The sequence below is a fragment of the Pseudoroseomonas sp. WGS1072 genome, from assembly GCF_049340465.1.
GTDB lineage: Bacteria > Pseudomonadota > Alphaproteobacteria > Acetobacterales > Acetobacteraceae > Pseudoroseomonas.
The window spans coordinates 2,853,645-2,877,388 of record NZ_JBMPSU010000001.1 but is presented as its reverse complement, the minus strand read 5'-3'; the positions used below and the strand labels follow the sequence as shown (position 1 = coordinate 2,877,388).

The following is a 23,744-nucleotide window of genomic DNA, read 5'->3' as shown; positions in this document are numbered from 1 at the left end:
CCGTTGCGTTGCGATCCGGCGCGGCTTCAGGCCCCCGATCGGGCGACCTTCTCGCAGCGGGATCACGCCTGCGGCCCCGAAAACCGGGCGCCGCTGGCACCATCGCATATGGAAAGCGCCACCCCCCTTTTCAAGGGAGTGGCGCCCGGAGCCTGGCTCTTTCGCGCGGGAGGCGGCAGCTCAGGCCTTCTTGCGCGCGCCGATGCCGGCGAACTTCTTGTTGAACTTGGCGATCTGGCCACCGGTGTCGATGATGCGCTGCTGGCCGGTCCAGGCGGGGTGCGACTTCGGGTCGATATCCAGCCGCAGGGTGTCACCTTCCTTGCCCATGCAGGACTTGGTCTTGTAGGTGGTCCCATCGGTCATGATGATGGTGATCTCGTGGTAGTCCGGATGGATATCGGGCTTCATCGTGGAGGCTTTCTGTCTGGAGCAGCCGATGCCGACCGGCCGCGCGTGAAGGCGGGCTTGTAGCCAGAAGCGCGCGCCGAAGCAACAGAAGCGCCCTCGCCGGCGCCCGGATTGACCGCGCGCCGCCGATCCCCGACCCTCCCCCGCCTCGACGCCGGCATCGCGGCGGATTCCAGGGCGGAAGGGAAGGAAGCCTCATGCGCCTCAAAGACAAGATCGCCCTCGTGACGGGCGCGGCCTCCGGCTTCGGCCAGGGCATCGCCGAACGCTTCGGGCGCGAGGGCGCCCAGGTGGTCGTCGCCGACATGAACCGGGAGGGCGCCGAGGCGGTGGCCCGCTCGATCGGCCACGGCGCCATCGCCGTCGGCGGCGACGTCTCCAAGGGGCCGGACGTGCAGGCCATGGTGGACGCGGCGGCGAAGGCCTTCGGCGGCCTGGACATCGTCGTGAACAACGCCGGCACCACGCACCGCAACGGCCCGATCCTCGACGTGGACGAGGCGACCTTCGACAAGGTCTATGCCGTCAACGTCAAGTCGATCTTCTGGATGACCAAGGCGGCGGTGCCGCTGCTGCGCCAGCAGGGGCGCGGCGGCTCGATCATCAACATCTCCTCGACCGCCGGCATCCGGCCGCGGCCCGGCCTTGTCTGGTACAACGGCACCAAGGGCGCGGTGAACACCATCACCCAGGCGATGGCGCAGGAGCTGGCGAAGGACAACATCCGCGTCAACGCCATCTGCCCGGTGATGGGCGCGACCGCCCTGCTGACGGACTTCATGGGCGTCGAGGACACGCCCGAGAACCGCGCCCGCTTCGTCGGCACCATTCCGCTCGGCCGCATGTCCACGCCGCACGACATCGCCAATGCCTGCGTCTGGCTGGGCGAGGAGCAGTCGAGCTTCATCACCGGCGTGCTGCTGCCGGTGGATGGCGGCCGCACCGCCTAGAGCAACCACCCGCCGCCGGAGGCCGCATGAACATCCTCTCCATCCAGTCCTGGGTCGCCTATGGCCATGTCGGCAATGCCTCGGCGGTGTTTCCGCTGCAGCGGCTGGGGGCCGAGGTGTGGGCGGTGAACACGGTGCAGTTCTCGAACCACACCGGCTACGGTTCCTGGCGCGGCCAGGTCTTCGGCGCCGATCTGGTGCGGGATCTGGTGCAGGGCATCGAGGACCGCGGCGCCCTGCCCGGCTGTGACGCGGTGCTCTCCGGCTATATGGGCGACGCGGCCATCGGCGAGGCCATCCTGGACGCCGCCGCGCGGGTGAAGGCGGCCCATCCCGGCGCCGTCTATTGCTGCGACCCGGTGATCGGCGATGTCGGGCGCGGCGTCTTCGTCCGCCCCGGCATCCCGGACTTCATGCGCGACCGCGCCCTGCCCGCCGCCGACCTGCTGACGCCCAACCAGTTCGAGCTGGAATGGCTGACCGGCCGCAAGGTCACGACCCTGGCCGAGGCCAAGGCCGCGGCGGCGGCGCTGCAGGCCCGGATGGCGCCGGGCGGGCCGCGCAGCATCCTCGTCACCTCGCTGCAGGTGGCCGAGACGCCGGAGGATCAGATCGAGATGCTGGCCGCCGAGGGGGGCGCCTTCCACCGCATCCGCACGCCGATGCTGCCGCTCTCGGTGAACGGCGCCGGAGATGCCATCGCGGCGCTCTACCTGTTCCACCGGCTGCGCTCGGGCCAGGCCGAGGCGGCCCTCGGCGCCGCGGCCTCCTCGATCTACGGCCTGCTGCGCCGCACCGCCGAGGCCGCCTCACGCGAGATCCTCACCGTGGCGGCGCAGGAGGAGTTCGTGGCGCCCAGCCGCGTCTTCCGCCCCGAGCCCTGCTGAGCCGCCCTCGCGTCAGGCGCGGCGCACGTTCAGCGGCAGCGCCATGCCGCGCCGGTGCCCGGTGAGGGTGCTGCGCCAGGCGCTGTCGATCAGGTACTGCCCGAGCGGATAGAAGGGCACATCCTCGAAGAAGCGCGCCTGGATGTCGCGCGCGATCTCCTGCTGCGCCGACAGGTCGGGCGCATCGAACCAGGCATCGCGCAGCTCCTCGAGCCGCGGGCTGGTGGGCCAGCCGAACCAGGCCTTCTCGCCATTGGCGCGCAGCAGCGGATGGCCGCCGGGATTAGCCAGGTCGATGCCGCCGAACAATACGATCAGCGCGCTCCAGCCGCCCTGCGCGGGCGGATTGCGGTTGGAGCGGCGCTGCAGCAGCGTGCCCCAGTCGGAGGTGGCGCTCTCCACCGACATGCCCACCTTCTGCAGCATATCGGTGGCGACGGCGGTCAGGTTGTTGTTGTTCACCACATCCGTCGGATGCAGCATCACCACCTTCTCGCCACGGTAGCCCGCGGCCTTCACCGCCCGGCGCGCCGCCTCGCTGTCGCGCGGGCCGGTCAGCGCCGCCATGCCGGCCGTGGAGGCCATCGGGCTGCCCTCGGGGAAGCAGCCGATCTCGTCACGCCAGAGATCGCGGTTGTCGCCCATGATGGCGGTCATGAAATCGGCCTGCCGGATCGCCGGCCACAGCGCGCGGCGCAGCGCCGGGTCGTTGAAGGGCGGGTGCAGGTGATTCGGGCGGAGCATGGCCACGAGGCCGCCGACATCCAGCCGCTCGACAACCAGGCCGCGATCGCCCCGCAGCAGCGGCCGCAGATCGGGCGCGACCTGCTCCCACCAGTCCACCTCCCCCGCCTGCAGGGCGGCGGCGGCCGTCGCGGGGTCGGGGATGTTGCGCCATTCCAGCCGCTCGAAATGCGCCAGCTTGGGGCCGGCGGTCAGGCTCACCGCGCCCGAGGCGGGGCTGTAGCCGTCGAACTTCCGGTAGACCACGTGGCTGCCCGAAACGCGCTCCTCCGCCACGAACCGATACGGGCCGGAGCCGACCACCTCGGTCAGGGCCCGGCCGGGATCCTGGCTCGCGAAGCGCTCCGGATAGATGAAGCAGGGGTAGGAGGAGACCTTGGCCAGGGCGTCCAGCATCGGGCCGAAGGGCCGGTTCAGCCGGATCTCGAAGCGGCGATCGTCCAGCGCGCGGATCTCGTCCAGGCGCTGCGCCAGCGTCTGGCCGTGGGTGTCGCGCAGCATCCAGCGGCGGATCGAGGCCACGGCATCGCGCGCCAGGACCTTCTCGCCGTCATGGAAGGTCGGGCCATCGCGCAGGGTGAAGGTCCAGCGCCGCCCGTCATTCTCGACCACATGCCCGGCCGCCAGTTGCGGCTGCGGGCGGAAGTCGAGATCCAGGCCGTACAGCGTGTCCCAGCACAGATGGCCGTGGTTGCGCGTCGGGTAGGCGGTCGTGTTCAGCGGATCGAGGATGCTGAGATCGGCCTGCGGGATGAGGCGCAGCACATGCGCCCCCTGCCCCTGCGCCAGGGACGGCCTGGCCAGGGCGGCGGCGCTCAGCCCCGCCGCACTGGTCAAGAAGCTCCGTCGCTGCATAGATCCCTCCACCCTGTGACCTCATGGCATTCTGCACATCCGGAGCGGAGAGGAAACGCCGGCCGGCCCGTCTCAGGCGGCGCGCAGCCGGCCCAGCAGCCCGTCCAGCTCCTGCCGCAGGCGCCCGCCCTGGGCGGCGAGGTCCTGGCTCAGCGCCGTCAGCCCCTCCGCCGCCTGCGTCGCCTCGCGCGTCGCCTGGCTGACCGCCGCCACTTCCTGGGTCACCCGGCCGGTGCCGGCGGCGGCCTCGCCGACATTGCGGGCGATCTCGCGCGTCGCCGCCCCCTGCTCCTCCACCGCCGCAGCGATGCTGCCGGCGATATGGTCCACTTCCGTGATGACCCCGGCGATGCCGCCGATCGCCTCGGCCGCGTCGCGCGCCGCCTGCTGCATGGCGCCGATCTGCGCGCCGATCTCGTCGGTCGCCCGCGCGGTCTGCGCGGCCAGCGACTTCACCTCGCTCGCCACCACCGCGAAGCCCTTGCCGGCCTCGCCCGCCCGCGCCGCCTCGATCGTCGCGTTCAGCGCCAGCAGGTTGGTCTGCCCGGCGATGTCGCCGATCAGGCGCACCACCTCGCCGATGCGCTCGGAGCTGTTGGAGAGGAGCTGCACCGTGGCATCGGCGGCGCTGCTGCGCTCCAGCGCGCGGCGCGCCACCGCCGCGGCCTCGGCCACCTGGCGGGTGATCTCGGCGATGGCGGCGGAGAGCTGCTCGGCCGCCGCGGCGACGGTCTGCACATTGCCCTCCGCGTCCTCCGCGCCACGGGCCGCGCCCAGGCCGCGCTGCCCGGCGGTGGCGATGCCGGCCGCCAGATCGTCGGCCCGCTGGCGCAGCAGCGCGGCACTCCGGGCCAGCTCACCGCCGACGCCCCCGATCGCGTGCTCGACCTGCTCGGCCAGGGCCAGCGTGGCCTCGCGCCGCGCCTGCTCCGCCTCGGCCCGGGCGGCCGCCTGCGCGCGGCGCAGGGCCTCGGCCTCGGCGCTGCCCTGGCGCAGCACTTCCATGGCCTGGGCCACGGCACCGATCTCGTCCCGCCGCTCCTGGCCGGGTACGGTGATGTCGACGCGGCCGCCGGCGAGATCCCGCGCCGCGGCGGCCAGGGCCTGCAACGGCCGCGCCAGGCGCGCCGCCAGCAGCAGACCGGCGAACAGCGCCATCAGCGCCGCGCCCAGCGTCGCCAGCAGGGCCTGCCGGTCGGCGCTCTCGGCCCGGGTCAGGCGGTCCTCGATATCGACGCCGATCTCGACCAGCCCCAGCACCTGACCGTCGATGCCGAGCAGCGGCTCGGCGGCGGCCTGGAAGCGCCGTCCGCGATACTGCGCCGCGCCACCCTGGGATCCTGAGAAGGCCGCCTCCAGCTCGGCCGGGCTCAGCAGCGGCTGGCCGCCGGTGGTCGAGCCGATCGACGCCAGGGACTGGCCGTCGCGGCGATAGAAGGTCAGTTCCGCCTGCCCCGCCTCACCCGCGCGGCGCGCCAGCCCCTCGCCGATGGCCAGGCCCAGATCGACCACCGCCGCCACGCGGCCGTCCCGCATCACGGGCGCGCCGGCGAAGACGCTGATATTGTCCCGGCCCGGCTCCAGCCCGACCACCGACCTGCCCTGGCGATAAGCCTCGCGCACCACGGTCCGGCGGTCGACATAGCGGTCGCCATGCGCCGCCGGATCGTGCGCGCGCAGCAGCACCACGCCCGGCGCCTGCGACACCGTCAGGATGATGCGGCCCAGGCTCTGCGCCAGCGCCTTGTGGACCGGGGCGAGCTGCGCCAGCAGCGCCGCGCGGTCGCCGTCCAGGATGGCGGAGGCGACCGCCGGGCTGCGCGCCAGGCTCTCGGCCAGGGCGGCGGCGAGGCGCTTCTCCTCCTCCAGCGCGTTGCGCACGGCGGCGGCCTGGCGCGCCACGGAGGTTTCCAGATCGGCACGGGCCTCGCCCGCCCGTTGCACGGCATTCAGCCCGAACAGCAGGGCCGAGGCCCCGAGGCTCGCCGCCATGATGGCGCCCGCGATTCTGATCCGCACCGAGTTGAAGTTGGGCATCCTGGCTTTCCCGACCCGTTTTCCGAGCCGCCAGAGTGCCGTCGCCGCCTTAAGGGGAGGTTGACATGGCCCCCAGCGGCGACAGTCCGCCCGGCCGGCGGCCCCACCCGCCCTCGCGGTCCATCGCCGCCACCGCCTCCTCCAGGCGCCCCGTCGCGATCGCGGCCTCCGGCAGCGGGCCCGGCTCGGCCAGCCTTTGCCGCGTGCGTTCCGGACCGGCCGGAAAGAGCGTCTCGGGAAAGGCGCCGCCGCTCCCGCCGCCCGCCTCGATGGCGCGGGCGGCGGCGGCCAGGGCGCCGATGGCCTGGTCCGGCAGGGCGGTCTCGGACAGGCCGATGGCCTGCCGCACCTCGGCCACCGCGCCGCGCAACGCCATCACCATGCCGGGCGGAAAGTCGCTGTAGCGCGGATCGGTGGCGATGGCCTGGGCGAGGAATTCCAGCCGGGCGGCGGCCTTTGCCGTCTCGGCCGGGCGGCCGTTCAGGCCGGCGGCCTGGTCGGCGAAGTCCCGCGCCGCCAGCCGCACGGCGCTGCGGAAGGGGTCCTGCGCCGCGGGGACCAGATCGAGCGGCAGTTCGGTGCGCGGCGGCGGCGTGCGTAACTCGGCGCAGGCGGGCAGCAGCAGCGCGGCCAGCGCCAAGGGAAGACAGGACGGAAGGCAGAGCGACAGGCGAAGGGGCGGCGGGACGGCGGCGAATCGGCGCATTGCGGCGGCACTCCAGACAGGTCGGCGGGAGGATGCCGCAGGCCGGGCGGCGGCCAAAGCCACGCGCCGCCGCCGCCCGCTCAGCCGACCGGATTGAGGATCAGCGCCGGCGTCAGCGAGGTGGTGTGGCGCTTGGCCAGCTCGACGTAATGCGCCGCGGTGCGGTCCCAGCGGGCGCGCTCCTCGGCGTCCATCACCCGCACCAGCCGCGCCGGAGCGCCGAGCCACAGCTCGTTGGGGCCGATGCGCTTGCCGGGCGCCAGCAGCCCGCCGGCGCCGAGCATGCCGCCCTCCTCGATCACCGCGCCGTCCAGGACGGTGGCGCCCATGCCGACGAAGGCGCGGTTCTTCAGCGTGCAGGCGTGGATGATGCAGGCATGGCCCACCGTCACGTCATCGCCCAGGATGGCCGGCTGATCGCCGGCATTGACGTGGACGATGGTGCCGTCCTGGACGTTGGTGCGTGCCCCGATGCGGATGAAGTTCGTGTCGCCGCGCAGCACGCAGTGGTACCAGATGCTGGAATCGGCGCCGAGTTCGACATCGCCGATCACCGCCGCGCTGGGCGCCACGAAGGCGGTGGGATCGATGCTGGGCAGGCGGCCCTCGAAGGGAAAGAGCGGTGCCATGGTCCTGTCGTCATCCTCCTGCTGCGGCGCGGCGGTCGTCGCCGCCGCGCATCCCTGGTTTCAGGCAGCTTGCGCCTTCCCGCTCCCGCTGGCCAGAGGGGGGGAGGACGGGACGGCCCGGCTGGCGGCATCCTCCACCGGGATGCCGAGCATGAGGCCGATGTTCTGCACCGCGGCGCCCGAGGCGCCCTTGCCCAGATTGTCCAGCCGCGCCACCAGCACGGCCTGCCGCCGCCCGGCATTGCCGAAAACCCTGAGCTCCAGCCGGTTGGTGTCGTTCAGCGCCTCCGGCTCCAGCTTCCCGTTGCCCTCGGCCGGCACCACGGAGACATAGTCCGACCCCCGGTAATAGGCGGAGAGCGCCGCCTCCAGCTCGGCCGGGGAAGGATGGCCCGGCAGGGTGTCGAGGTGCAACGGGATGGAGACCAGCATGCCCTGGCGGAAGTTGCCGACGCTGGGGACGAAGATCGGCCGCCGGGTCAGGCCGGAATACTGCTGCAGCTCCGGCAGATGCTTGTGCTCCAGGCCAAGGCCGTAGAGCTCGAAGTTCGGCGCCGCCTGGCTCTCATAGGCCTCGATCATCGCCTTGCCGCCGCCGGAATAGCCGGAGACGGCGTTGACCGTGATGGGATGGTCGGCCGGGATCAGCCCGGCCGCGACCAGCGGGCGCAGCAGCGCGATGCCGCCGGTCGGGTAGCAGCCCGGATTGGCCACGCGGGGCGCAGCGGCGATCAGCCCGGGCTGCTCCGGGGAGAGTTCGGGCACGCCATAGACCCAGTCGGGATCGACCCGATGGGCGGTGGAGGCGTCGAGCAGCTTCGGCGCGGCCGCGCCCAGGCTGGCGGCCAGCGCGGCGGTCTCCTTCGCCGCCGCGTCGGGCAGGCAGAGCACAACCAGATCCACCTCCGCCAGCAGCGCCGCCTTGGCCGCAGGATCCTTGCGCTGCGCCGGGTCGATGGAGCGCAGCGCGATGCCGGAGATCCCTTCCAGCCGCTGGCGGATGCCAAGGCCGGTAGTGCCGGCCTCGCCGTCGATGAAGATCGCGGGAATGGTGCCCTTGGCCATCTGGAGCCCTCCTTCGGGGATGATGAGGATAGCACGAAAGCAGAAAGGGCGGGCCCTTGCGGACCCGCCCTCGCCGATGAAACAGTCCGTGTCCCGGACCGGCGCCGAGCGCCGGTCCGCCCAGCGTCAGCGCTTGCTGAACTGGAAGGAACGTCGGGCCTTGGCCTTGCCGTACTTCTTGCGCTCGACGACGCGCGGATCGCGGGTCAGGAAGCCGGCCTTCTTGAGGATCGGGCGGAGCGCCGGCTCGAAGTTCGTCAGCGCCCGGCTGATGCCGTGGCGGACCGCGCCGGCCTGGCCGGAAAGGCCGCCGCCGGTGACGGTGCAGTAAACGTCGAACTGCTGGTAGCGGTCGGCCACCAGGAAGGGCTGGGTGATCAGCATCCGCAGCACCGGGCGCGCGAAATACTTCGACGCGGCGCGGCCGTTGATCTCGATCGTGCCCTTGCCGGGCTTCACCCACACGCGGGCCACGGCATCCTTACGGCGGCCGGTGGCGTAGGCGCGGCCGAACTGGTCCTTCTTCGGCTCGCGCGGGGCGGAGGCCTCGCCGGCGGCCGGGGTGCCGGCGACCAAGGTCTTCAGCTCGGCCAGCGAGGAGACGCTGTTGGAGGTCGTCTGTTCGCTCATGATCTCAGGCCACCGTGTTCTTGCGGTTCAGGGCGGCGACGTCCAGCGCCTCGGGCTGGGCGCCGGCATGCGGATGCTCGGGCCCGGCATAGACGTGCAGGTTCTTCATCTGCCGGCGGCCGAGCGGGCCACGGGTGATCATCCGCTCCACGGCCTTCTCGATGACACGCTCCGGGAAGCGGCTCTCGAGGCGCTCCCGCAGGGTGCGCTCCTTGATGCCGCCCGGATAGCCGGTGTGCCAGTAGAAGACCGACTGCTCGGCCTTGTTGCCGGTGACCTTCACCTTCTCGGCGTTGACGATCACGACATGGTCGCCGCAGTCGACATGCGGCGTGAACTGCGGCTTGTGCTTGCCGCGGAGGCGATTGGCGACCAGGGCGGCGAGGCGGCCGAGCACGAGGCCCTCCGCGTCGATCAGCACCCAGTTCTTCTTCACCTCCGCCGGCTTCAGCGAGCGGGTCTGCGTTTGCAGCACGGTCTCTATCCTGAACAATGGCGGTCTGGAAATCGGTGGCGGCTTATCGCCGCGGAACCCGCGCAGGTCAAGGGAAAAGCCGGGTTTTCCTTTGGTGGTATCAAGATACCACATCAGCTGCAGCGGCTCCAGCGCCCCCGGTCCAGGTGGAAGTGATCGGCATGCGCGGCGTTGTAGTCCGGCCCCAGCACTGCCTTGAACCAGCGGCAGGCGCCATCCCGCGCCTCGCGCAGGAAGCCGCCGGGCGTCCCCGGCGTGGCGCTGTCCTCGCTGCCCCAGTCCCGCGGCAGCCGGATCTCGCGCCCGTTGGCCAGGGTGAAGCCGGCGATGTCGATCGCGTTGGCCGTGGCGTGCTGGCTGCGCCGGCCTTCCGCGCGGCCATAGACATTGCGGCAGTTGTAGGTGCCGAGATGGCGCACGGCGGTGACGCGGCTGCCGAAATGCCGCTCGGCGGCGGGCTGCAGCCCGTGCCGCTCGAACAGCGCCCAGGCCGCCGCCAGCGGGCAGGTCACCACGGGCTGGTTCGGCTGCAGCCTGGCCCCCTGCCCGGCCAGGCGCACCGTGTTCTCCAGAGGGCAGCCCACCTCGGAGGGACGGTCCGGCAGGCGCTCCAGCGTCAGGCCCGACGCGGCGAAGGCGGCGGCGCAGGCGCCCTCCTCCCACTCCATCCGCGCCAGCTTCCAGCCGGTCATCAGGTTGGGCGCGTCGCGGAAGTCGAGGGGCGCGCGCGGGTCCCAGCGCGGCGGCAGCTGAAGCGCGCCGCCGAGATAGGCGCCAAGCAGCGCCAGCGGCGCGAGCAGGAGGATCGGGACCAGGAGGCGGCGGAGCATCCCCTCTCAGATGGCCCCGTCCGGCCCGCCGGAAAGGGTGCCCCCCTTGCCGCGGCGGCGGCGCGGACGCAAAGCTGCCCCTGTCCCGAGACCTGACCGGAAGGCCCCGCCATGCCCGTGCTGAACCGCATCGCCGATTTCCACGAGGAGATGACCGCCTGGCGGCAGGACTTCCACCGCCACCCCGAGCTGGCCTTCGAGGAAGCGCGGACCAGCGGCATCGTGGCGGAGAAGCTGCGCGCCTTCGGTGTGGACGAGGTGGTGACCGGCATCGCCGGCACCGGCGTCGTGGGTGTCATCCGCGGCCGCGGGGAGGGCGGCGCGATCGGCCTGCGCGCCGATATGGACGCGCTGCCGATCCTGGAGGAGAGCGGCGCCCCCCATGCCTCCACCGTGCCCGGCAAGATGCATGCCTGCGGCCATGACGGGCACACCTCCATGCTGCTCGGCGCCGCCAGGTACCTGGCCGAGACGCGCAACTTCGCCGGCACCGTCCATGTGATCTTCCAGCCCGCCGAGGAGATGGGCGGCGGCGCCGAGAAGATGGTGCAGGAGGGATTGTTCGAGCGCTTCCCGATGCGGCATGTCTTCGCCCTGCACAATTGGCCGAACCTGCCGGCGGGCGAGATGCACTGGCGCGCCGGGCCTGTGATGGCGGCGGTGGCCGATATCGAGATCACCATCACCGGCCATGGCGCGCATGGCGCCATGCCGCACATGGGCAACGACCCGGTGGTGATCGCGGCGCAGATCGTCACCGCGCTGCAATCCATCGTCGCGCGCAACGTGGAGCCGGTGGAGGCGGGCGTCGTCACCATCGGCAGGATCGAGGGCGGCAACGCCTTCAACGTGATCCCCGAGACGGTGCACCTGCGCGGCACGGCCCGCTGGTTCCGCCCCGAGGTGGGCGACGTGCTGGAGCGGAAGGTGACGGAGATCGCCTCCGGCATCGCCATCGCCTTCGGCGCGCGGGCCGAGGTGCGCTTCACCCGCATGTATCCCGCCACCGTCAACGAGGCGGAGGCCACGGACCTCGCCGCCCGCGCCGCCGCCGCCGTGGTGGGCGAGGCGCGGACCCACGAGATGCCGAAGCCGACCATGGGCGGGGAGGATTTCGCCTTCATGCTGAACCGGACGCCGGGCTCCTACCTGATGCTGGGCAGCGGCCGGACGGCCAGCGATCCGGGCCTGCATCACCCGCGATACGACTTCAACGACGCGGTCCTGCCGGTCGGCGCCAGCTTCTTCGCCACGCTGGCCGAGCAGCTCCTGCCCCGCGACGATTCGGACAGGGGCTGAGGCCGTGAAGATCCCTCCCCTTCCCTTCACCGTCACCGACTGGTCGAAGGTCGAGCCGAGCCGGCACGAGGGCGAGACCGGCTTCGCCCTCTGGCGCAGCTTCACCATCGGTGACATCCGCGTCCGGCTGGTCGAGTACTCGCCGGGCTATGTCGCCGATCACTGGTGCGACCGGGGGCACATCATCTACGTCGTCGCCGGTGAGCTGGTCAGCGAGCTGAAGGACGGGCGGCGCCACGCGCTGAAGGCGGGCATGAGCTACATGATGTCCGACTTCGGCGATGCGGCGCACCGCTCCGTCACCGAGGGCGGCTGCACCCTGTTCATCGTCGACTGAGCATGTGCGGGCGGTATTTCCTCCAGCGCACGCCGCAGGAGCTCGTGCGGTACTTCGAGGCGGTGGAGCCCTTCCCGAACTTCCCGCCCAACTTCAACACCGCGCCGACGCAGGAGGCGCCGGTGCTGCGCCGCCACCCCGGGACCGGCGCCCGGCATCTCGGCCCGCTGCGCTGGGGGCTGGTGCCGCGCTGGGCCAAGGACGCCTCCGGCGCGGCGAAGCTGATGAACGCCCGGGCCGAGGGCGTGGCCGGGAAGCCCTCCTTCCGCGAGGCCTTCGCCCGGCGGCGCTGCCTGGTGCCGGCGGACGGCTTCTATGAGTGGCGGCAGGAGGGGGAGCGCAAGCAGCCCTATGCCGTCGCCCTCGCCTCGGCCGAGCCGATGGCGCTCGCCGGCCTCTGGGAGGGCTGGCAGCAGCCGGACGGCGCGTGGCTTCGCACCTTCACCATCATCACCACCGAGGCCAATGCCAAGCAGGCCCTGGTGCATCACCGCACGCCGGTGATCCTGCCGCCCGAGCTGTGGCCGGCCTGGCTGGGCGAGGAGGAGGCCACGACGGAGGAGCTGCTCGACTTCCTGCAGCCCTGCCCGCCGGAGGAGTTGGCCTGCTGGCCGGTGGCGGTGCGGGTCGGCAAGTTCAGCGAGAACGATGCCGGGCTCCTGGCGCGCGACCCGACCGCGACGCCGCCCCCCGAGCTGGACGACCGGCCGGTCTATTGACCGGCCGGCGGCGCCGGAGCCAGGCCGCCGAGCCGGCGCCCCGCCACCGCCTCCTGGGCGGGTCTCTCCCGCAGCGCCACGGCGGCGTCCCCCGCCTGCAGGATGATGTTCCGGCGCGGCCGGGCGGAGCGGTTCATGCCGCCCCCGTGCAGCACCTTCGGATGGATCAGCACCATGTCGCCCGGGGCGCAGGGGAGCGTGACGGCGCCTTCGGGGCTCCATCCCGCCGGCCGGCGTGGCGCCGCGCGCGCCGCCGCGTCGGTCAGCGCGTGCGAGCCGGGCAGGAAGGCGGTCGCGCCCCCCGCCTCCGTCATGCCATCCAGGCAGATCATCGCGCGCAGGAAGCAGGAGGCCTCCGGGCAGGCATAGCCGTTCGGATAATCCCGGTGCCAGCCGATGCTCCGGCCGAAGCCGGGATGCTTGATGGTGACGTTCATGAAATGCGCCACCGCCTCCGACACGCCCAGCGCGGCGCGGATCGGGCCGGTCACCGCCGGATGGTCGAGCAGGGCCCCGAAGACCAGGGCGAAAGCCGGGGGATCGCCCAGGATGAAGATGGCGTCGCCCACCTCCGAGGCGGCGATCCCGTCGCGGCGGTCCTCCGTCAGGTCCCGCTCCAGCGTCAGGCGCTCGCGCAGTCCGGGCGCCAGGCCGGGAACGGCCGCCTGCACCGCGTCCACGGCCTGGCCCAGCGCCGCGAGGAGCGGGCCGGTCACGGCGCCCCGGACCAGGGCGAAGCCGTTCCGCGCGTAGTCCGCCCTGTCGTCATCCTGCATGGATTCGCGGCGCCTGCGGCCCTCAGGAGCCGCGATAGGTGCTGTAGGACCAGGGCGAGCAGAGCAGCGGCACATGGTAATGCCCCTGCCCTTCCGAGAGGCCGATGTTGAGCACCACCACGTCGAGGAAGCGCTCGGCCGGCGGCGGGTCCACCCGGCGCGGCTCGGCCAGGGGATCGAGGAGACGGAACTCGGCGGTCTCCGAGGGCGGCGGCGGCGGCGCGACCTTGGCGAAGGCCCCACGGGCGGCGAAGTAGTCGCCGATGGCGAAGCGCAGCTCGTAGCGGCCGGGGCGGAAGGTGCCGGCGGGCAGCAGCGTGCCCTCCGTCCGGCCATCGGCATCGGTGACGGCGGCGGCGATCCGCTCCGGCTCCGGCCCCATCCGCCACAGCTCCACGGCGACCCCCTCCGCGGGGATGCCCTCGGCGGTGTTCAGCACATGGGTGGAAAGGGCGCTCGGCTTCTGGCTCATGCTCTATTCCGTGGCATCGGGGGCATCGGGAAGCTCCTGGGGGATGGCGGAGGTGAGTTCCGGCAGGTCGAAGGCCCGGAGGGCGGCCAGGTGCCGCTCGGCATCCTCGCGCCAGAAGGCGCGGCAGATCCCGTCCACCAGCCGGGGCACGCCGTACTTCATGCCGCTGATGCTGGCGCCCGAGAGGCCCATCGACAGGGTTGCCGCATAGGTCATGCAGTGGATGCGCGGCAGCAGCGGCGCGGCGCCCGGCGTCTTCTCCTGGAAACTGAAATCGTCCGACAGATAGGGCGAGGCGGCGCAGACGGCGCTCTCCTCGCCCGGCGGCGGCGCGAAGGCGTCGGACCAGAGCCGGATCTGGCGGGCGAAGGGTGCCAGTTCCGGCCGCAGCGCGTGATCGATGACGAAGCCGGTGCCGAGGAGGACGGCATCGGCCCGGAAGGCGCCGCGCGGCGTCTCCAGCACCACCTGCCCCTCCGCCTCGCGCACGGCCTCGACAGGCGCGCCCATGACGAGGCGGAAGCGCGGATCATCGCAGACGCGGTTCCAGCTCTCCTGCGGCGGCGGCTGGTTCAGCTCGAAGATGTGCCGGGTGAAGCGCCATTTCAGCAGGTCCGGCAGGGCATGGTACTGGCCGAGATAGCCGGCCTGCTCCATCCAGCGGAACGGGTTGACGCGTGGCATCCGCCGCCGCCGCACCAGCATGGTGGCGCTCCCCGCGCCCGCCTCCAGCGCCACCGCCAGATTGTCGAAGGCCGAGGCCCCGGCCCCCACCACCAGCAGGGACTTCCCGGCCAGCGCCGCGAAGTCGATGGCCTCGGCGGTGTGCAGCACGCGGTCCTTCGGCAGGCGGTCGAAGGGCGGCGGCACCGCCCAGGCGCCGGCCCCGTCCATGCCGGTGGCCAGCACCAGCCGGCGGGCGCGGATCACCCGCTCTCCCTCTGGCGTGGCGAAGCGGAGCGCCAGCAGCACCGTCGGCCCCGCCGCCGCCGGAGCGATCTCCAGCAGCCTGTGTTCGTGCCGCACCGGCAGGTCGAGCACGGCGGCATACCAGTCGAGGTAGCGCTGCCAGTCCGCGCGGCCGATCTTGTGCAGCCGGTCCCAGGCCTCGACGCCGTCGCGCGCGGTGAAGAAGGCGCGCGGCGTCAGCGCCGGCACGCCGAGATCGGGGCCGGTGACGTGCTTCGGCGTGCGCAGCGTGCGCATCCGGGCGAAGGTGGTCCAGACACCGGTGCCGCCCGGCGGGGCGGCGTCGAAGAGGGCGATATTGCCGACCTTCTGCCGGCGCAGGCCGAAGGCGGTGGCCAGTCCGGTCTGCCCGGCGCCGATGATGGCCACGTCCAGCACACCCTCCGCTGATGCCGGCATCCAGTCCGGCGCCGGATAATCCAGCAGCGCCAGTTGCTGGCGGACGGCCTGCTCCAGGGTGGCGAGCGGTTCGGGCATGGTGCGGGGCCTGTCGGCGAGGGTGCGGGCCTGGCATGTTGCCATGCACAAGACCGCCCCGCCATGCTCCCGCCGCGGCACCCGCTTCAGGGAGCCGTGACCCCGGCTCCCCGGTGGCGCCGACCCCCCGCGCCCGGGCGCCCTGGGCCAGGTCGTCGGTCCCTCGGCGAGGTCATCGACAATTCGCCGTCGGACCTTCCCCACCCCCGCATGGGGTCCTATATGGATCGTGGCAGGGGCGATGCCCCCGGAGGGACGACCCTCCCCGGACAGGGTTCCGGCGCCTGCGGCAGGGACGGCCCGGCCTTCGGAGACGGAGGACCGTCATGGCCTGGATCACCCTCTTCCTCGCGGGACTTCTCGAGATCGGCTGGGCCGTCGGGCTCAAGTACACGCACGGCTTCACGCGGCTGGTGCCGACCCTGTTCACCGTGACCTGCATGGCCGCCAGCCTCGGCCTGCTGGGCCTGGCGCTCCGCGCCCTGCCCCTCGGCACCGCCTACGCGATCTGGACCGGCATCGGCACCGTGGGCACGGCCCTGCTCGGCATCCTGCTCTTCGGCGAGGCGGCGACCGCCGCGCGGCTCGCCTGCATCGTCATGATCGCCGGCGGCATCATCGGGCTCAAGCTGGTCGGCTGAGGGCCGCCCGCCCGGTCATGGCCGGGGCGCCGGTTCCGGCGGCGCGGCCGCGGAGCCCGGCAGGCGGCGGAGCGCGGGCGCCACCGGGCGCAGGACCGGCGCCGCCGCCTCCAGCGCCGTGGCGGCGGACCGCATGAGGCTGCCGGCCTCGTCCGCGCCGGCGCCGCCGCGCAGGGCCGCCGGCGCCCCGTCCCATGCCGCGGCCGGCTGGCGCAGCACCGCCGCCGCCGCGCAGCCGGCGCCGCCCAGCAGACGCAGCGCATCGCCCAGGCGCAGCACGGCGAGCCCTTCCGCCGCCCGGTCCGGAGCCTGCTGCGTCAGCCGCAGCACGCGGTGATCGAGCCGTGCCCGCCCCCGCGCCAGGGCGGCGGCATCGCGCCCCGCTGCCAGGCCCGCCAGATCGCGCCGGAGCGCCACCGGCAGGCCGCGCAGCCGGTCCCCGCGCAGCAGCCAGAAGATCGACAGCGTGGCGGCGATGCTGAGGGGGATGGCCAGCCCGCCCTGCACCAGCATGGCCGGCGTGCCGTGCAGGGGCAGCATCGGCTGCGCGGCCAGCATGAAGACCATGTTCGCGTCCATGGCGGGCTTGCCGAGGACCGGATGCGCCTGGGCCAGGCCGCCCAGCGCCATGAAGGGCGCCAGGGTCAGCAGCAGCTGACCCATCCCGGCCTCCTGCGGCAGCAGGACCAGACGGCAGAGCAGCGCCGCGACGAGGCCGGCGCAGGCCCCCATCAGCACGCCGCGCAGCGCCGCGACCGGCTGCGGATGCCCCGAGAAGGCGCTGGCGAAGATGCTGCCGCCCATCACCAGGAACGGCCCGAAGCTCCAGCCGCTGAGCAGCCAGGCGGCACCCAGCAGCCCGACGGCGGCCACGCCGCGCAGGGCTGCGGCCAGGGCGGCGGGCCAGTCGCGGTGGAAGGGCATGCGGCGCGGCGGCGCGGCGGGCGCGGAGTCCAGCGCCGCCAGGGCCTGGCGCAGCGCCACCACCGCCTCGGCCAGCGCCGCAGCGGTGCGCCGCGCGGCCGGAGGAGGCGCACCGGCCGCCGGCGCCGCCGCCGTGCCCAGGCGGCAGGCCAGATCCTCGCACCAGGCCGCCAGCCCCGGATCGGGCGGCAGTTCCGCCAGCCGTGCCTGCAGCAGCCGCGCGGTGGAGATCACCGACAGCAACGCCGCGACCACGCCGCGCAGCGCGCGGATGCGCGCATAGGCGCGGGGCGAGCCGGCGGCGAGCTGATCGGCGCCGTCCTCGATCCGCGCCAGCTCCACCAGCAGCGCCTGCTCGCGCGCCGCGAGACCCGGCGCCGGCAGCGTGTCGCGCAGGCAGTCGGCGGCCCAGGCGAGGCCGTCCCGGCCCAGTTCGCCCATGCGGCGCAGCGTGGCCTCGCGGGGCGAGTCCGGCGTCAGCAGCCAGGTCACGATGGCCGAGACCAGGACCCCCAGAATCGTCGCCAGGATGCGCGCCGCCGGAAGGTCATGCGGCGGCAGGCCGGGGATGAACTCGGGCAGCACGACGATGCCCGCCGTGTAGCCGGCCAGCAATGTGCCATAGGCGAGGGAGTGCCGCAGCAGGTTGCCGGCGGCGATGCAGAGGCCGAGCCAGAGCGCCAGCGCCGCCACCACCAGGACCGGCTCATGCGTCGCGCGCAGCAGCAACAGGCCGACGGCCGCGCCCGCCACGGTGCCGAGCAGGCGGAAGGCCAGCCGTTCGGCCAGCATGCCGCGCGTCGGCTGCGCCGTGATCCAGACCGTCATCGCCGCCCAGTAGGGATTGGGCAGGCCCAGCGCCAACGCCAGCGCCAGCGCGATGAGGGCGGCCAGGCCGAGCCGCAGCCCGTAGCCGATCCGGTCCCGGCTCACCGCGCGCCGCCTCGCTCTTCCTCCCGCCGGGCCATCAGGCGGGCTTCCAGACGGGCCATCAGCGCCGTGCAGGCGGCAAGGTCGGGGCCAGGGATATCCCGCAGCCACTCCGCCTCCACGCCGCGCAGCCGGGCCTCGATCCGCACCGCGGCGGCGCGCCCCTCGGGCGTCAGGCTCAGCCGGCGCGCGCGGCGATCCGTGGCATCCGCCACGCGGCGCAGCAGGCCGGCGGCCGAGAGGCCGTCGAGCAGGCGGACCAGGCTTGGCCCCTCGATGCCCATGGCCGCCGCGAGATCCTTCTGCCGCAGCTCCTCGCCCGCGCGATGCAGCCAGAGCAGGGCGCGCCAGCCAGCATCGGGGAAGGCATCCTTGCGGATCTCGGCATCCACGGCCTGCCGCCAGAGGCGGCCCAGCTGGAGCAGGCGCAGGCCGAAGCCGGCGCGCAGGGTATCGTCCGGGGAGAGCATCCCGGATGGATAGTTTGCCAGCTATCTAAATGGCAAGCGCCTTCCCACCCGCGCGGTCTGGCCCCTCACCAGCGGCGCGGCGGGCCGCAGTCCAGATGCACGAAGCCGTCCCGGCGGTAAAGGCCGACGCCGCCCACCTGCATCTCGGCCGCGATCCGGGCGACGCCATAGGCGTTGCTGCCGGGCAGGCGGAAATCCGCCGCCATGCCCGACATGTGCAGGCTGACGGTGGACACGCGCGAGGTGCGCAGCGCGCTGTTGCGCTCCGGCGTGCGATAGCCGCTGGAGATCTGGTAGAATTCGCTGTTGTCGAGCGCCTCCGCCACGCTGTGCAGCACGTCGAAGAGGCGCGGGTCCATCGGCGTGACCTCGGCGGCCGAGAGATCCCGGAACACCCAGTCGAGCTGATGCAGTGCCTGCCGGTCGTAGCGGCCGTCGCGGAAATAGACGCCGTCGAAGCTGTCCTCGGTGAGCACCCGCTGGACGCGCAGCCGCCGCACCGGCGCCAGCGGCGGCTGCGCCCGCGCGCTGCCGGGCATCGCGGCGGTACAGGCCAGCAGGCCGAGGCCGGCGGTGATGATCTCGCGCCGGCTCGCCAGGGCCGGGTCGCAGCAGGGGCAGGTATCGGCGGGATGTCGTCGGAAGCGCATCACTCGATCTGGGCTGTGGGGGTTGGAACAGGCCCGGCAGGGGCAGGCGCGGAAGCGCGGGCGGGAGTGGCCGGCCGCCGCGGCGCCGCGGCGGCCAGCGCCGGCTCGGCGGCCGGGGCCGCGCGGCGCTGATCGAGCAGGCGGAGATAGGCGGCATCCAGCCCGTAGAGATCGGGCCGCAGCCGGACCTCGCCCTCCTCCACCGTGACGGTCTCGTAGGCCAGGCGCACCGGCAGCGGCCGGCTCAGGCCCAGGAAGCTGGTCTGGCGGCTGTCCAGGGCCTTCTGCGCGCGCGCCCGGTCCCAGCCCGGCGCCCCGGCCAGCACCAGCTCCAGGAGTTCCATCGGCTGGCTGAGGCGGATGCAGCCGGAGGAAAGGGCCCGCTCCGCGCGGTTGAAGAGATGGCGGTCCGGCGTGTCGTGCAGGTAGATGTCGTCGCCATTGGGCATGACGAACTTCAGCCGGCCCAGGGCGCTGGCGTCGCTGGCGTCCTGGCGGATGATGTAGGGGAAGCGGGTGCCGCCGATGGCGCCCCAGTCGATGGTGGTCGGGTCGATCTCGACGCGCTCGCCGCCGATCACGCTGTAGACGCGGAAACCCTTCTCCATCATGGCGCGCGGATCGCGGCGGAAGCGCGGCAGCAGGTCCTCCCGCGCGTTGCGCTCCGGCACGCCCCAGGGCGGGTTGAACTGCACCGCCGTCATGCGGACATCGAGCGGCGGCGTGGCGCGCGCCGGCTTGCCGACGATGACCCGCATGGCCAGGAGCACCCGGCCGCCCTCCATCACCCGCAGCGCATAGGCCGGGATATTGACCTCGACGCGGCGGCCCGGCGGCGGCGGCGCCAGCCCGCGCCGCATGTCCATGGCGACGCGGATCTGCCCGACCACCGCCTCGACGGGACGGTTCATCAGGCGCTGCGTGGCGCGGCCGACCCGACCGTCCGGCTCCAGCCCCTGGGCCGCCTGCCAGCGGCGGACCGCCGCCTCGAGGGCCGGGTCGTAGAACTCCGGCGCCTCGGGGGTCAGCGCCGCCAGCTCGGCATCCTCGGCGGCGAGGCGGGCGCGCAACGCCGGCACCCGCGCGGCGTCGGCCATGCCGGGGTCCAGCGTCTCGCCCAGGGGGATGGAGGGCCAGCCGCCGGCCTCGACCCGCGCGCGGGCCGCCCGCAGCGCCAGGCGGAGCGCGGGCATGTCGGCCGGCTGCAGCGCCGCGCGCTCGATCACCTCGGCGGGCTCGGCGCTGGCCCGCAGCGCGGCCTGCCAGGAGGGTAGGAGCGAGGCCGCCGGGTCGCGCCGCAGATCGGGACGGCCGGCGGGCGCCACCACCCGGCCCAGCACCAGATCCGCCAGCACGGCCTGCGCCGCGGCCCGCAGCGCGGCGGCATGACCCGATGGATCGGCCGCCGCGCGGCTGTCGGGCGGGATGGCGTAGTGGCCCGGCGAGAGCCCGTCCTGGTCCACCGCCCGCAGCCGCCCCGCCAGGCGCAGCCACGCCGCGCTATCGGCCGGCCAGGTCTGCGGCGGTGCCGCCCGGCCGGGCCGCGCGACCGGCACGGCCGCCGCCGGCAGCAGGGCAAGGAGATCTCTGCGGCGCATCCACGCCTCCTTACAGTTCATGGCACTTCACCGCCAGCCTTGATAGTCCGTTGTTACGCAAGGATAGACATGGCATGGCCAGGCCCAGGCTTGACCCGGGGCGGGACCCGCCGCAGCCTGACCGGCAGCGTCGCCAAGGAAGCCCTTACCATGCCCGCAGGCCCCTCCGCGCCTCTGCGCAACAGCGATCTCCCGGCCCTGCTGGCCGAGGCACGGGACGCCTATGCGCAGGCGAGACCCGCCTCCGCCGCCCTGCACGAGACGGCGCGCCAGAGCCTGGCCGGCGGCAATACCCGCAGCGTCCTGTTCTACACCCCCTTCCCCACGGCCATGGCGCGGGGCGCGGGGTGCCGGCTCTGGGATGTGGACGGGCATGAGTACATCGACTTCTGCGGGGAGTATTCCGCGGGGCTGTTCGGCCATTCCGAGCCGCGCATCCAGGCCGCGCTGCGCGCCGCGATGGAGAGGGGGATGAACCTCGCCGCGGTCGGCGCCGACGAGGGCCGGCTGGCGGCGCTGATCCAGGCGCGCTTCCCCTCGATCGAGCGCGTGCGCTTCACCAACAGCGGCACGGAGGCCAATATCATGGCCCTCACCGCCGCGCGGAACTTCACGGGGCGCCCCGGCATCCTGGCCTTCCGCGGCGGCTACCACGGGGGGGTCCTGCTGTTCACGCCGGGGGCCGAGGCGGTGACCCTGCCGCTGCCCTTCACCCTGGCCGACTACAATGACGGGCCGGGTGCCGCCGCGCTGATCCGCCGCCATGCCGACAGCATCGGCGCCGTCATCGTCGAGCCGATGATGGGCGCGGGCGGCTGCATCCCGGCCAGCGCCGAGTTCCTGCAGGCGCTGCGCGAGGCCGCCTCCGAGACCGGCGCCGTGCTGATCCTCGACGAGGTGATGTGCAGCCGCCATTCCGAGGGCGGGCTGCAGGCGCGGCTGGGCATCACGCCGGACATGACGACGCTCGGCAAGTACATGGCCGGCGGCATGAGTTTCGGCGGCTTCGGCGGCCGGGCCGACATCATGGCGCAGTTCGACGGCCACCGCCCGGGCAGCCTGCCGCATGCCGGCACCTTCAACAACAACGTCTTCTCCATGGCCGCCGGGGTCGTGGCGCTGGGCGAGGTCTTCGGCGCCAGCGAGGCCGCCGCGCTCTATGACCGTGGCGAGGCGCTGCGCGCGGCACTGAACGAGGCGGCCGAGGGCAGCGGGCTGCACTTCACCGGCGCGGGCAGCATGATGGCGCCGCATTTCCGCCCCGGCCCGCTTCTCCGCCCCTATGCATCCACGGCCGAGGAGGAGCAGCTGCGCGAGCTGCTCTTCCTCGACCTGATGGCGGAGGGCCTCTACCTGGCGCGGCGCGGCATGATCGCCCTGAGCCTGCCGATCGGCGAGGCCGAGTGCGACTGGCTGGCGGCGGCGGTGCGGCGCTTCTGCACCGAACGCGCGGCGGTGCTGCCCGGATTGCGCTGAGCCGGCGCCGCCTCACCCGGCCAGCGGGCGTTCCATGAGGCAGGCCTCCGCGTCATAGCTCCGCAGCTTGGCGGCGAGGCGCGGCTCCCGCACCACCGAGAAGCCCTGCCGGCGCCAGAAGGGCACCGAGCCGTTCACCGCGACCAGGGACATCCCCGGCAGGCCGCGCGCCTGCTCCGCCAGCAGCGTCACCAGCCGGCCGGCGGCGCCGCCGCCGCGCGCGCCGGGCAGCAGGGCGAGGTCGTGGATGTAGTAGGTGTCGGGCCGCGCGGGGAGGGCGCCGAGCAGGCTGTTCAGCGCCGGCGGCTCGCCCCGCCGCCAGGGATGCGTGATGGCGTAGCCCAGCGCCTCGCCCTCCCCCACCAGCAGGCGGCAGCCCTCCGGATACAACGCGAGGCGCTCGGCGAAGACCGCCTCGTCCTCCGGGAGGTCCGGATGCACCACGGCGGCGATGCGCTCCGCCGCCGGCAGGTCCACGGGCCGCATCGGCCGCCATTCCGCCGTCACGTCAGCGCCGCCTCGATCGCCTGGCGGAAGGAGGGCGCGTCCGGCCCGGTGGCGCTCGGGAAAGCCTGCAGCAGGCGCCCGTCCTTCGCCACCAGGTACTTGAAGAAGTTCCAGCGCGGCGCCGTGCTGCGGGCCGCCGCCCAGGCGAAGAAGGGATGGGCTTCCGGCCCCTTCACGTGGCAGGGCGCCGCCATCGGGAAGTCGACCCCCCAGGTGGCCTCGCAGAAGGCCTTGATCGCCGTGCTGTCGGCATTCTCCTGGTTGAAGTCGTTGGACGGCACGGCCAGCAGGAACAGGCCGCGCGGACCGTAGCGTTCGTGGATCCGCTGCAGCCCCGCGAACTGGCTGGCGAAGCCGCAGAAGCTCGCGGTGTTGATCACCAGCAGGGGCCGGCCGCGCTGCGCGCCCAGGTCGATCTCGCCCCCCTCGATGGCGGGGAAGCGGAAATCGTGTCCCCGCGCCGCCGCGGGATCGGGCGCGGCGGGGGCCGCCGCCAGCAGCAGGGGTGCGCCGAGCAAGGCGCGGCGGGTCGGGTCAGCCATAGCGTTCCTCCAGCCAAGGGTCGCCCCGGTCGTGATAGCCGCGCACCTCCCAGAAGCCCGGCTGGTTCCGGTTGGTGAAGGTGATGCGGCGCACCCATTTGGCGCTTTTCCAGAGATAGAGATGCGGCACCACGATGCGCAGGGGTCCGCCGTGCTGCCGCGTCAGCGGCCGGCCCTCCCAGCTGTGCGCCAGCAGGTTCTCCGGGCGGGCGAAGTCGTCCAGGCGGAGGTTGGTGGTGTAGCCGTCATGCGCCTCGAAGCTGACGAAGGCGGCGCCCGGCTTCAGCCTCACCAGGTCGAGCAGGGCCGGAACCGGCACGCCGCTCCAGCGGTTGTCGTAGCGCGACCATTGCGTGACGCAATGGATGTCATTGACCCGCTCCTCCTGCGGCAGTTCCTGCAGCCAGGCCCAGTCCAGCGTCACCGGGCGCTCGACCAGCCCCTCCACCTTCAGCCGGAAGGCCTCCCGCGTCACCGCGGGCTGCAGGCCGAGATCGAGCACCGGGAAGTCCGCGACCCGCCGCTGGCCCGGCGGCAGCCGCGGGCGCGACCCCTCCCCTGCCGGGATCTGCCCTGGGGCCTGCCCTGGGGCCTGCCCGGTCAGCAGCCGGCCCTCGCGCGCCCAGCGCTGCTTGCTCTCCACCAGTTTGCGCCGGACGCCCTCCGGCAGCGCCTCATCCTCCGGGGCCATCGCCCTTCCTTCCGCCATGCCGCGACGAGAGGTCACATCACCGGGGG

Annotated in this window: 26 protein-coding genes; 7 read left to right on the top strand and 19 right to left on the bottom strand. The window is 73.3% G+C overall.

Features of this window, described 5'->3' with window-relative positions:
* Window positions 1-180: 180 nt before the first annotated feature.
* Complete coding sequence (rpmE, locus tag ACF3NH_RS13530; RefSeq protein ID WP_160939158.1) at window positions 181-411, bottom strand: 50S ribosomal protein L31; 231 nt, start codon at window positions 409-411, stop codon at window positions 181-183.
* Between the two features lie 197 nt (window positions 412-608).
* Here rpmE and ACF3NH_RS13525 point away from each other — a divergent pair, with 197 nt between their 5' ends.
* Together ACF3NH_RS13525 and pdxY are read left to right on the top strand one after the other, a co-directional pair.
* The gene (locus ACF3NH_RS13525) at window positions 609-1,361 is read left to right on the top strand and encodes an SDR family oxidoreductase (protein WP_422923493.1); all 753 of its coding nucleotides are present in this window, start codon (window positions 609-611) and stop codon (window positions 1,359-1,361) included.
* Between the two features lie 26 nt (window positions 1,362-1,387).
* Window positions 1,388-2,248 (top strand): pyridoxal kinase PdxY, encoded by an 861-nt coding sequence (pdxY, locus tag ACF3NH_RS13520; protein ID WP_198367296.1) that lies wholly within the window; start codon window positions 1,388-1,390, stop codon window positions 2,246-2,248.
* 12 nt (window positions 2,249-2,260) lie between these two features.
* Here the strand turns inward: pdxY and ACF3NH_RS13515 are convergent, their stop codons facing one another.
* From ACF3NH_RS13515 to ACF3NH_RS13480, 8 genes are all read right to left on the bottom strand, one after another.
* Window positions 2,261-3,847 (bottom strand): ABC transporter substrate-binding protein, encoded by a 1,587-nt coding sequence (locus ACF3NH_RS13515; RefSeq protein WP_422923491.1) that lies wholly within the window; start codon window positions 3,845-3,847, stop codon window positions 2,261-2,263.
* A gap of 72 nt (window positions 3,848-3,919) precedes the next feature.
* Complete coding sequence (locus ACF3NH_RS13510) at window positions 3,920-5,884, bottom strand: methyl-accepting chemotaxis protein (protein ID WP_422923489.1); 1,965 nt, start codon at window positions 5,882-5,884, stop codon at window positions 3,920-3,922.
* A gap of 49 nt (window positions 5,885-5,933) precedes the next feature.
* Window positions 5,934-6,590, bottom strand: coding sequence for a hypothetical protein (locus tag ACF3NH_RS13505; RefSeq protein ID WP_422923487.1), 657 nt, complete (start codon window positions 6,588-6,590; stop codon window positions 5,934-5,936).
* Between the two features lie 80 nt (window positions 6,591-6,670).
* Window positions 6,671-7,219: a gamma carbonic anhydrase family protein gene (locus tag ACF3NH_RS13500; RefSeq protein WP_422923485.1), complete on the bottom strand. Its 549-nt coding sequence runs from the start codon at window positions 7,217-7,219 to the stop codon at window positions 6,671-6,673.
* A 60-nt stretch (window positions 7,220-7,279) separates the two neighbouring features.
* On the bottom strand, window positions 7,280-8,284 hold the full coding sequence (gene argC, locus ACF3NH_RS13495) for an N-acetyl-gamma-glutamyl-phosphate reductase (RefSeq protein ID WP_422923483.1): 1,005 nt from the start codon (window positions 8,282-8,284) through the stop codon (window positions 7,280-7,282).
* Window positions 8,285-8,410: 126 nt separating this feature from the next.
* Window positions 8,411-8,914: a 30S ribosomal protein S9 gene (gene rpsI, locus ACF3NH_RS13490; protein WP_198367302.1), complete on the bottom strand. Its 504-nt coding sequence runs from the start codon at window positions 8,912-8,914 to the stop codon at window positions 8,411-8,413.
* Between the two features lie 4 nt (window positions 8,915-8,918).
* Window positions 8,919-9,389: a 50S ribosomal protein L13 gene (rplM, locus tag ACF3NH_RS13485; protein WP_198367303.1), complete on the bottom strand. Its 471-nt coding sequence runs from the start codon at window positions 9,387-9,389 to the stop codon at window positions 8,919-8,921.
* Between the two features lie 113 nt (window positions 9,390-9,502).
* The gene (locus ACF3NH_RS13480) at window positions 9,503-10,219 is read right to left on the bottom strand and encodes an extensin-like domain-containing protein (protein WP_422923480.1); all 717 of its coding nucleotides are present in this window, start codon (window positions 10,217-10,219) and stop codon (window positions 9,503-9,505) included.
* A 111-nt stretch (window positions 10,220-10,330) separates the two neighbouring features.
* On the opposite strand from ACF3NH_RS13480, the gene ACF3NH_RS13475 reads away from it, so the two are divergent.
* The 3 genes from ACF3NH_RS13475 to ACF3NH_RS13465 are packed head-to-tail and all read left to right on the top strand — an operon-like array spanning window position 10,331 to window position 12,574.
* Window positions 10,331-11,518, top strand: a complete 1,188-nt coding sequence (locus ACF3NH_RS13475) for a M20 aminoacylase family protein (protein WP_198367305.1) — start codon at window positions 10,331-10,333, stop codon at window positions 11,516-11,518.
* A gap of 4 nt (window positions 11,519-11,522) precedes the next feature.
* Entirely contained in the window at window positions 11,523-11,855 is a 333-nt protein-coding gene (locus tag ACF3NH_RS13470) for a DHCW motif cupin fold protein (protein ID WP_198367306.1), read from the top strand.
* Window positions 11,856-11,857: 2 nt separating this feature from the next.
* Window positions 11,858-12,574, top strand: a complete 717-nt coding sequence (locus ACF3NH_RS13465) for an SOS response-associated peptidase (protein WP_422923477.1) — start codon at window positions 11,858-11,860, stop codon at window positions 12,572-12,574.
* On the opposite strand, the gene ACF3NH_RS13460 is transcribed toward ACF3NH_RS13465, so the two are convergent.
* The 3 genes from ACF3NH_RS13460 to ACF3NH_RS13450 are packed head-to-tail and all read right to left on the bottom strand — an operon-like array spanning window position 12,568 to window position 15,268.
* Entirely contained in the window at window positions 12,568-13,350 is a 783-nt protein-coding gene (locus ACF3NH_RS13460) for a phytanoyl-CoA dioxygenase family protein (RefSeq protein ID WP_422923475.1), read from the bottom strand. The genes ACF3NH_RS13465 and ACF3NH_RS13460 overlap by 7 nt on opposite strands.
* A 22-nt stretch (window positions 13,351-13,372) precedes the next feature.
* A complete protein-coding gene (locus ACF3NH_RS13455; RefSeq protein WP_422923473.1) occupies window positions 13,373-13,822 on the bottom strand; it encodes a hydroxyisourate hydrolase in 450 nt (149 codons plus the stop codon).
* 3 nt (window positions 13,823-13,825) lie between these two features.
* Entirely contained in the window at window positions 13,826-15,268 is a 1,443-nt protein-coding gene (locus ACF3NH_RS13450; RefSeq protein ID WP_422923471.1) for a SidA/IucD/PvdA family monooxygenase, read from the bottom strand.
* A 326-nt stretch (window positions 15,269-15,594) separates the two neighbouring features.
* Between ACF3NH_RS13450 and sugE the strand changes: the two genes are divergently transcribed.
* Entirely contained in the window at window positions 15,595-15,909 is a 315-nt protein-coding gene (gene sugE / locus ACF3NH_RS13445) for a quaternary ammonium compound efflux SMR transporter SugE (protein ID WP_198367311.1), read from the top strand.
* A gap of 15 nt (window positions 15,910-15,924) precedes the next feature.
* On the opposite strand, the gene ACF3NH_RS13440 is transcribed toward sugE, so the two are convergent.
* The 4 genes from ACF3NH_RS13440 to ACF3NH_RS13425 all read right to left on the bottom strand — a co-directional run bounded on the left by ACF3NH_RS13440 (window position 15,925) and on the right by ACF3NH_RS13425 (window position 20,481).
* Window positions 15,925-17,766: an FUSC family protein gene (locus ACF3NH_RS13440; protein ID WP_422923469.1), complete on the bottom strand. Its 1,842-nt coding sequence runs from the start codon at window positions 17,764-17,766 to the stop codon at window positions 15,925-15,927.
* A complete protein-coding gene (locus tag ACF3NH_RS13435) occupies window positions 17,763-18,233 on the bottom strand; it encodes a MarR family winged helix-turn-helix transcriptional regulator (RefSeq protein WP_422923467.1) in 471 nt (156 codons plus the stop codon). The genes ACF3NH_RS13440 and ACF3NH_RS13435 overlap by 4 nt, the downstream gene beginning before the upstream one ends.
* A 65-nt stretch (window positions 18,234-18,298) precedes the next feature.
* Window positions 18,299-18,883: a YcbK family protein gene (locus ACF3NH_RS13430; RefSeq protein ID WP_422923465.1), complete on the bottom strand. Its 585-nt coding sequence runs from the start codon at window positions 18,881-18,883 to the stop codon at window positions 18,299-18,301.
* Window positions 18,883-20,481, bottom strand: a complete 1,599-nt coding sequence (locus ACF3NH_RS13425) for a L,D-transpeptidase family protein (protein ID WP_422923463.1) — start codon at window positions 20,479-20,481, stop codon at window positions 18,883-18,885. The genes ACF3NH_RS13430 and ACF3NH_RS13425 overlap by 1 nt, the downstream gene beginning before the upstream one ends.
* 150 nt (window positions 20,482-20,631) lie before the next feature.
* Between ACF3NH_RS13425 and ACF3NH_RS13420 the strand changes: the two genes are divergently transcribed.
* Entirely contained in the window at window positions 20,632-21,957 is a 1,326-nt protein-coding gene (locus ACF3NH_RS13420; RefSeq protein WP_422923461.1) for an aspartate aminotransferase family protein, read from the top strand.
* 12 nt (window positions 21,958-21,969) lie between these two features.
* Here the strand turns inward: ACF3NH_RS13420 and ACF3NH_RS13415 are convergent, their stop codons facing one another.
* From ACF3NH_RS13415 to ACF3NH_RS13405, 3 genes are read right to left on the bottom strand one after another with little or no spacing between them, the layout of a single operon-like run.
* A complete protein-coding gene (locus tag ACF3NH_RS13415; protein ID WP_422923459.1) occupies window positions 21,970-22,443 on the bottom strand; it encodes a GNAT family N-acetyltransferase in 474 nt (157 codons plus the stop codon).
* Window positions 22,444-22,460: 17 nt separating this feature from the next.
* Complete coding sequence (locus tag ACF3NH_RS13410) at window positions 22,461-23,006, bottom strand: glutathione peroxidase (protein ID WP_198367318.1); 546 nt, start codon at window positions 23,004-23,006, stop codon at window positions 22,461-22,463.
* A complete protein-coding gene (locus ACF3NH_RS13405) occupies window positions 22,999-23,697 on the bottom strand; it encodes a sulfite oxidase-like oxidoreductase (protein ID WP_422923456.1) in 699 nt (232 codons plus the stop codon). The genes ACF3NH_RS13410 and ACF3NH_RS13405 overlap by 8 nt, the downstream gene beginning before the upstream one ends.
* Window positions 23,698-23,744 lie beyond the last annotated feature (47 nt).

Coding starts and splice junctions, on each gene's coding strand:
- pdxY (WP_198367296.1), top strand. CDS start 1,388: ATGAACATCCTCTCCATCCAGTCCTGGGTCGCCTATGGCCATGTCGGC.
- ACF3NH_RS13515 (WP_422923491.1), bottom strand. CDS start 3,847: ATGCAGCGACGGAGCTTCTTGACCAGTGCGGCGGGGCTGAGCGCCGCC.
- ACF3NH_RS13465 (WP_422923477.1), top strand. CDS start 11,858: ATGTGCGGGCGGTATTTCCTCCAGCGCACGCCGCAGGAGCTCGTGCGG.
- rpsI (WP_198367302.1), bottom strand. CDS start 8,914: ATGAGCGAACAGACGACCTCCAACAGCGTCTCCTCGCTGGCCGAGCTG.
- ACF3NH_RS13525 (WP_422923493.1), top strand. CDS start 609: ATGCGCCTCAAAGACAAGATCGCCCTCGTGACGGGCGCGGCCTCCGGC.
- ACF3NH_RS13420 (WP_422923461.1), top strand. CDS start 20,632: ATGCCCGCAGGCCCCTCCGCGCCTCTGCGCAACAGCGATCTCCCGGCC.
- rpmE (WP_160939158.1), bottom strand. CDS start 411: ATGAAGCCCGATATCCATCCGGACTACCACGAGATCACCATCATCATG.
- argC (WP_422923483.1), bottom strand. CDS start 8,284: ATGGCCAAGGGCACCATTCCCGCGATCTTCATCGACGGCGAGGCCGGC.
- ACF3NH_RS13450 (WP_422923471.1), bottom strand. CDS start 15,268: ATGCCCGAACCGCTCGCCACCCTGGAGCAGGCCGTCCGCCAGCAACTG.
- ACF3NH_RS13405 (WP_422923456.1), bottom strand. CDS start 23,697: ATGGCCCCGGAGGATGAGGCGCTGCCGGAGGGCGTCCGGCGCAAACTG.
- ACF3NH_RS13425 (WP_422923463.1), bottom strand. CDS start 20,481: ATGCGCCGCAGAGATCTCCTTGCCCTGCTGCCGGCGGCGGCCGTGCCG.
- ACF3NH_RS13500 (WP_422923485.1), bottom strand. CDS start 7,219: ATGGCACCGCTCTTTCCCTTCGAGGGCCGCCTGCCCAGCATCGATCCC.
- ACF3NH_RS13435 (WP_422923467.1), bottom strand. CDS start 18,233: ATGCTCTCCCCGGACGATACCCTGCGCGCCGGCTTCGGCCTGCGCCTG.
- ACF3NH_RS13455 (WP_422923473.1), bottom strand. CDS start 13,822: ATGAGCCAGAAGCCGAGCGCCCTTTCCACCCATGTGCTGAACACCGCC.
- ACF3NH_RS13480 (WP_422923480.1), bottom strand. CDS start 10,219: ATGCTCCGCCGCCTCCTGGTCCCGATCCTCCTGCTCGCGCCGCTGGCG.
- sugE (WP_198367311.1), top strand. CDS start 15,595: ATGGCCTGGATCACCCTCTTCCTCGCGGGACTTCTCGAGATCGGCTGG.
- ACF3NH_RS13510 (WP_422923489.1), bottom strand. CDS start 5,884: ATGCCCAACTTCAACTCGGTGCGGATCAGAATCGCGGGCGCCATCATG.
- ACF3NH_RS13415 (WP_422923459.1), bottom strand. CDS start 22,443: ATGCGGCCCGTGGACCTGCCGGCGGCGGAGCGCATCGCCGCCGTGGTG.
- ACF3NH_RS13505 (WP_422923487.1), bottom strand. CDS start 6,590: ATGCGCCGATTCGCCGCCGTCCCGCCGCCCCTTCGCCTGTCGCTCTGC.
- ACF3NH_RS13410 (WP_198367318.1), bottom strand. CDS start 23,006: ATGGCTGACCCGACCCGCCGCGCCTTGCTCGGCGCACCCCTGCTGCTG.
- ACF3NH_RS13460 (WP_422923475.1), bottom strand. CDS start 13,350: ATGCAGGATGACGACAGGGCGGACTACGCGCGGAACGGCTTCGCCCTG.
- ACF3NH_RS13430 (WP_422923465.1), bottom strand. CDS start 18,883: ATGCGCTTCCGACGACATCCCGCCGATACCTGCCCCTGCTGCGACCCG.
- ACF3NH_RS13475 (WP_198367305.1), top strand. CDS start 10,331: ATGCCCGTGCTGAACCGCATCGCCGATTTCCACGAGGAGATGACCGCC.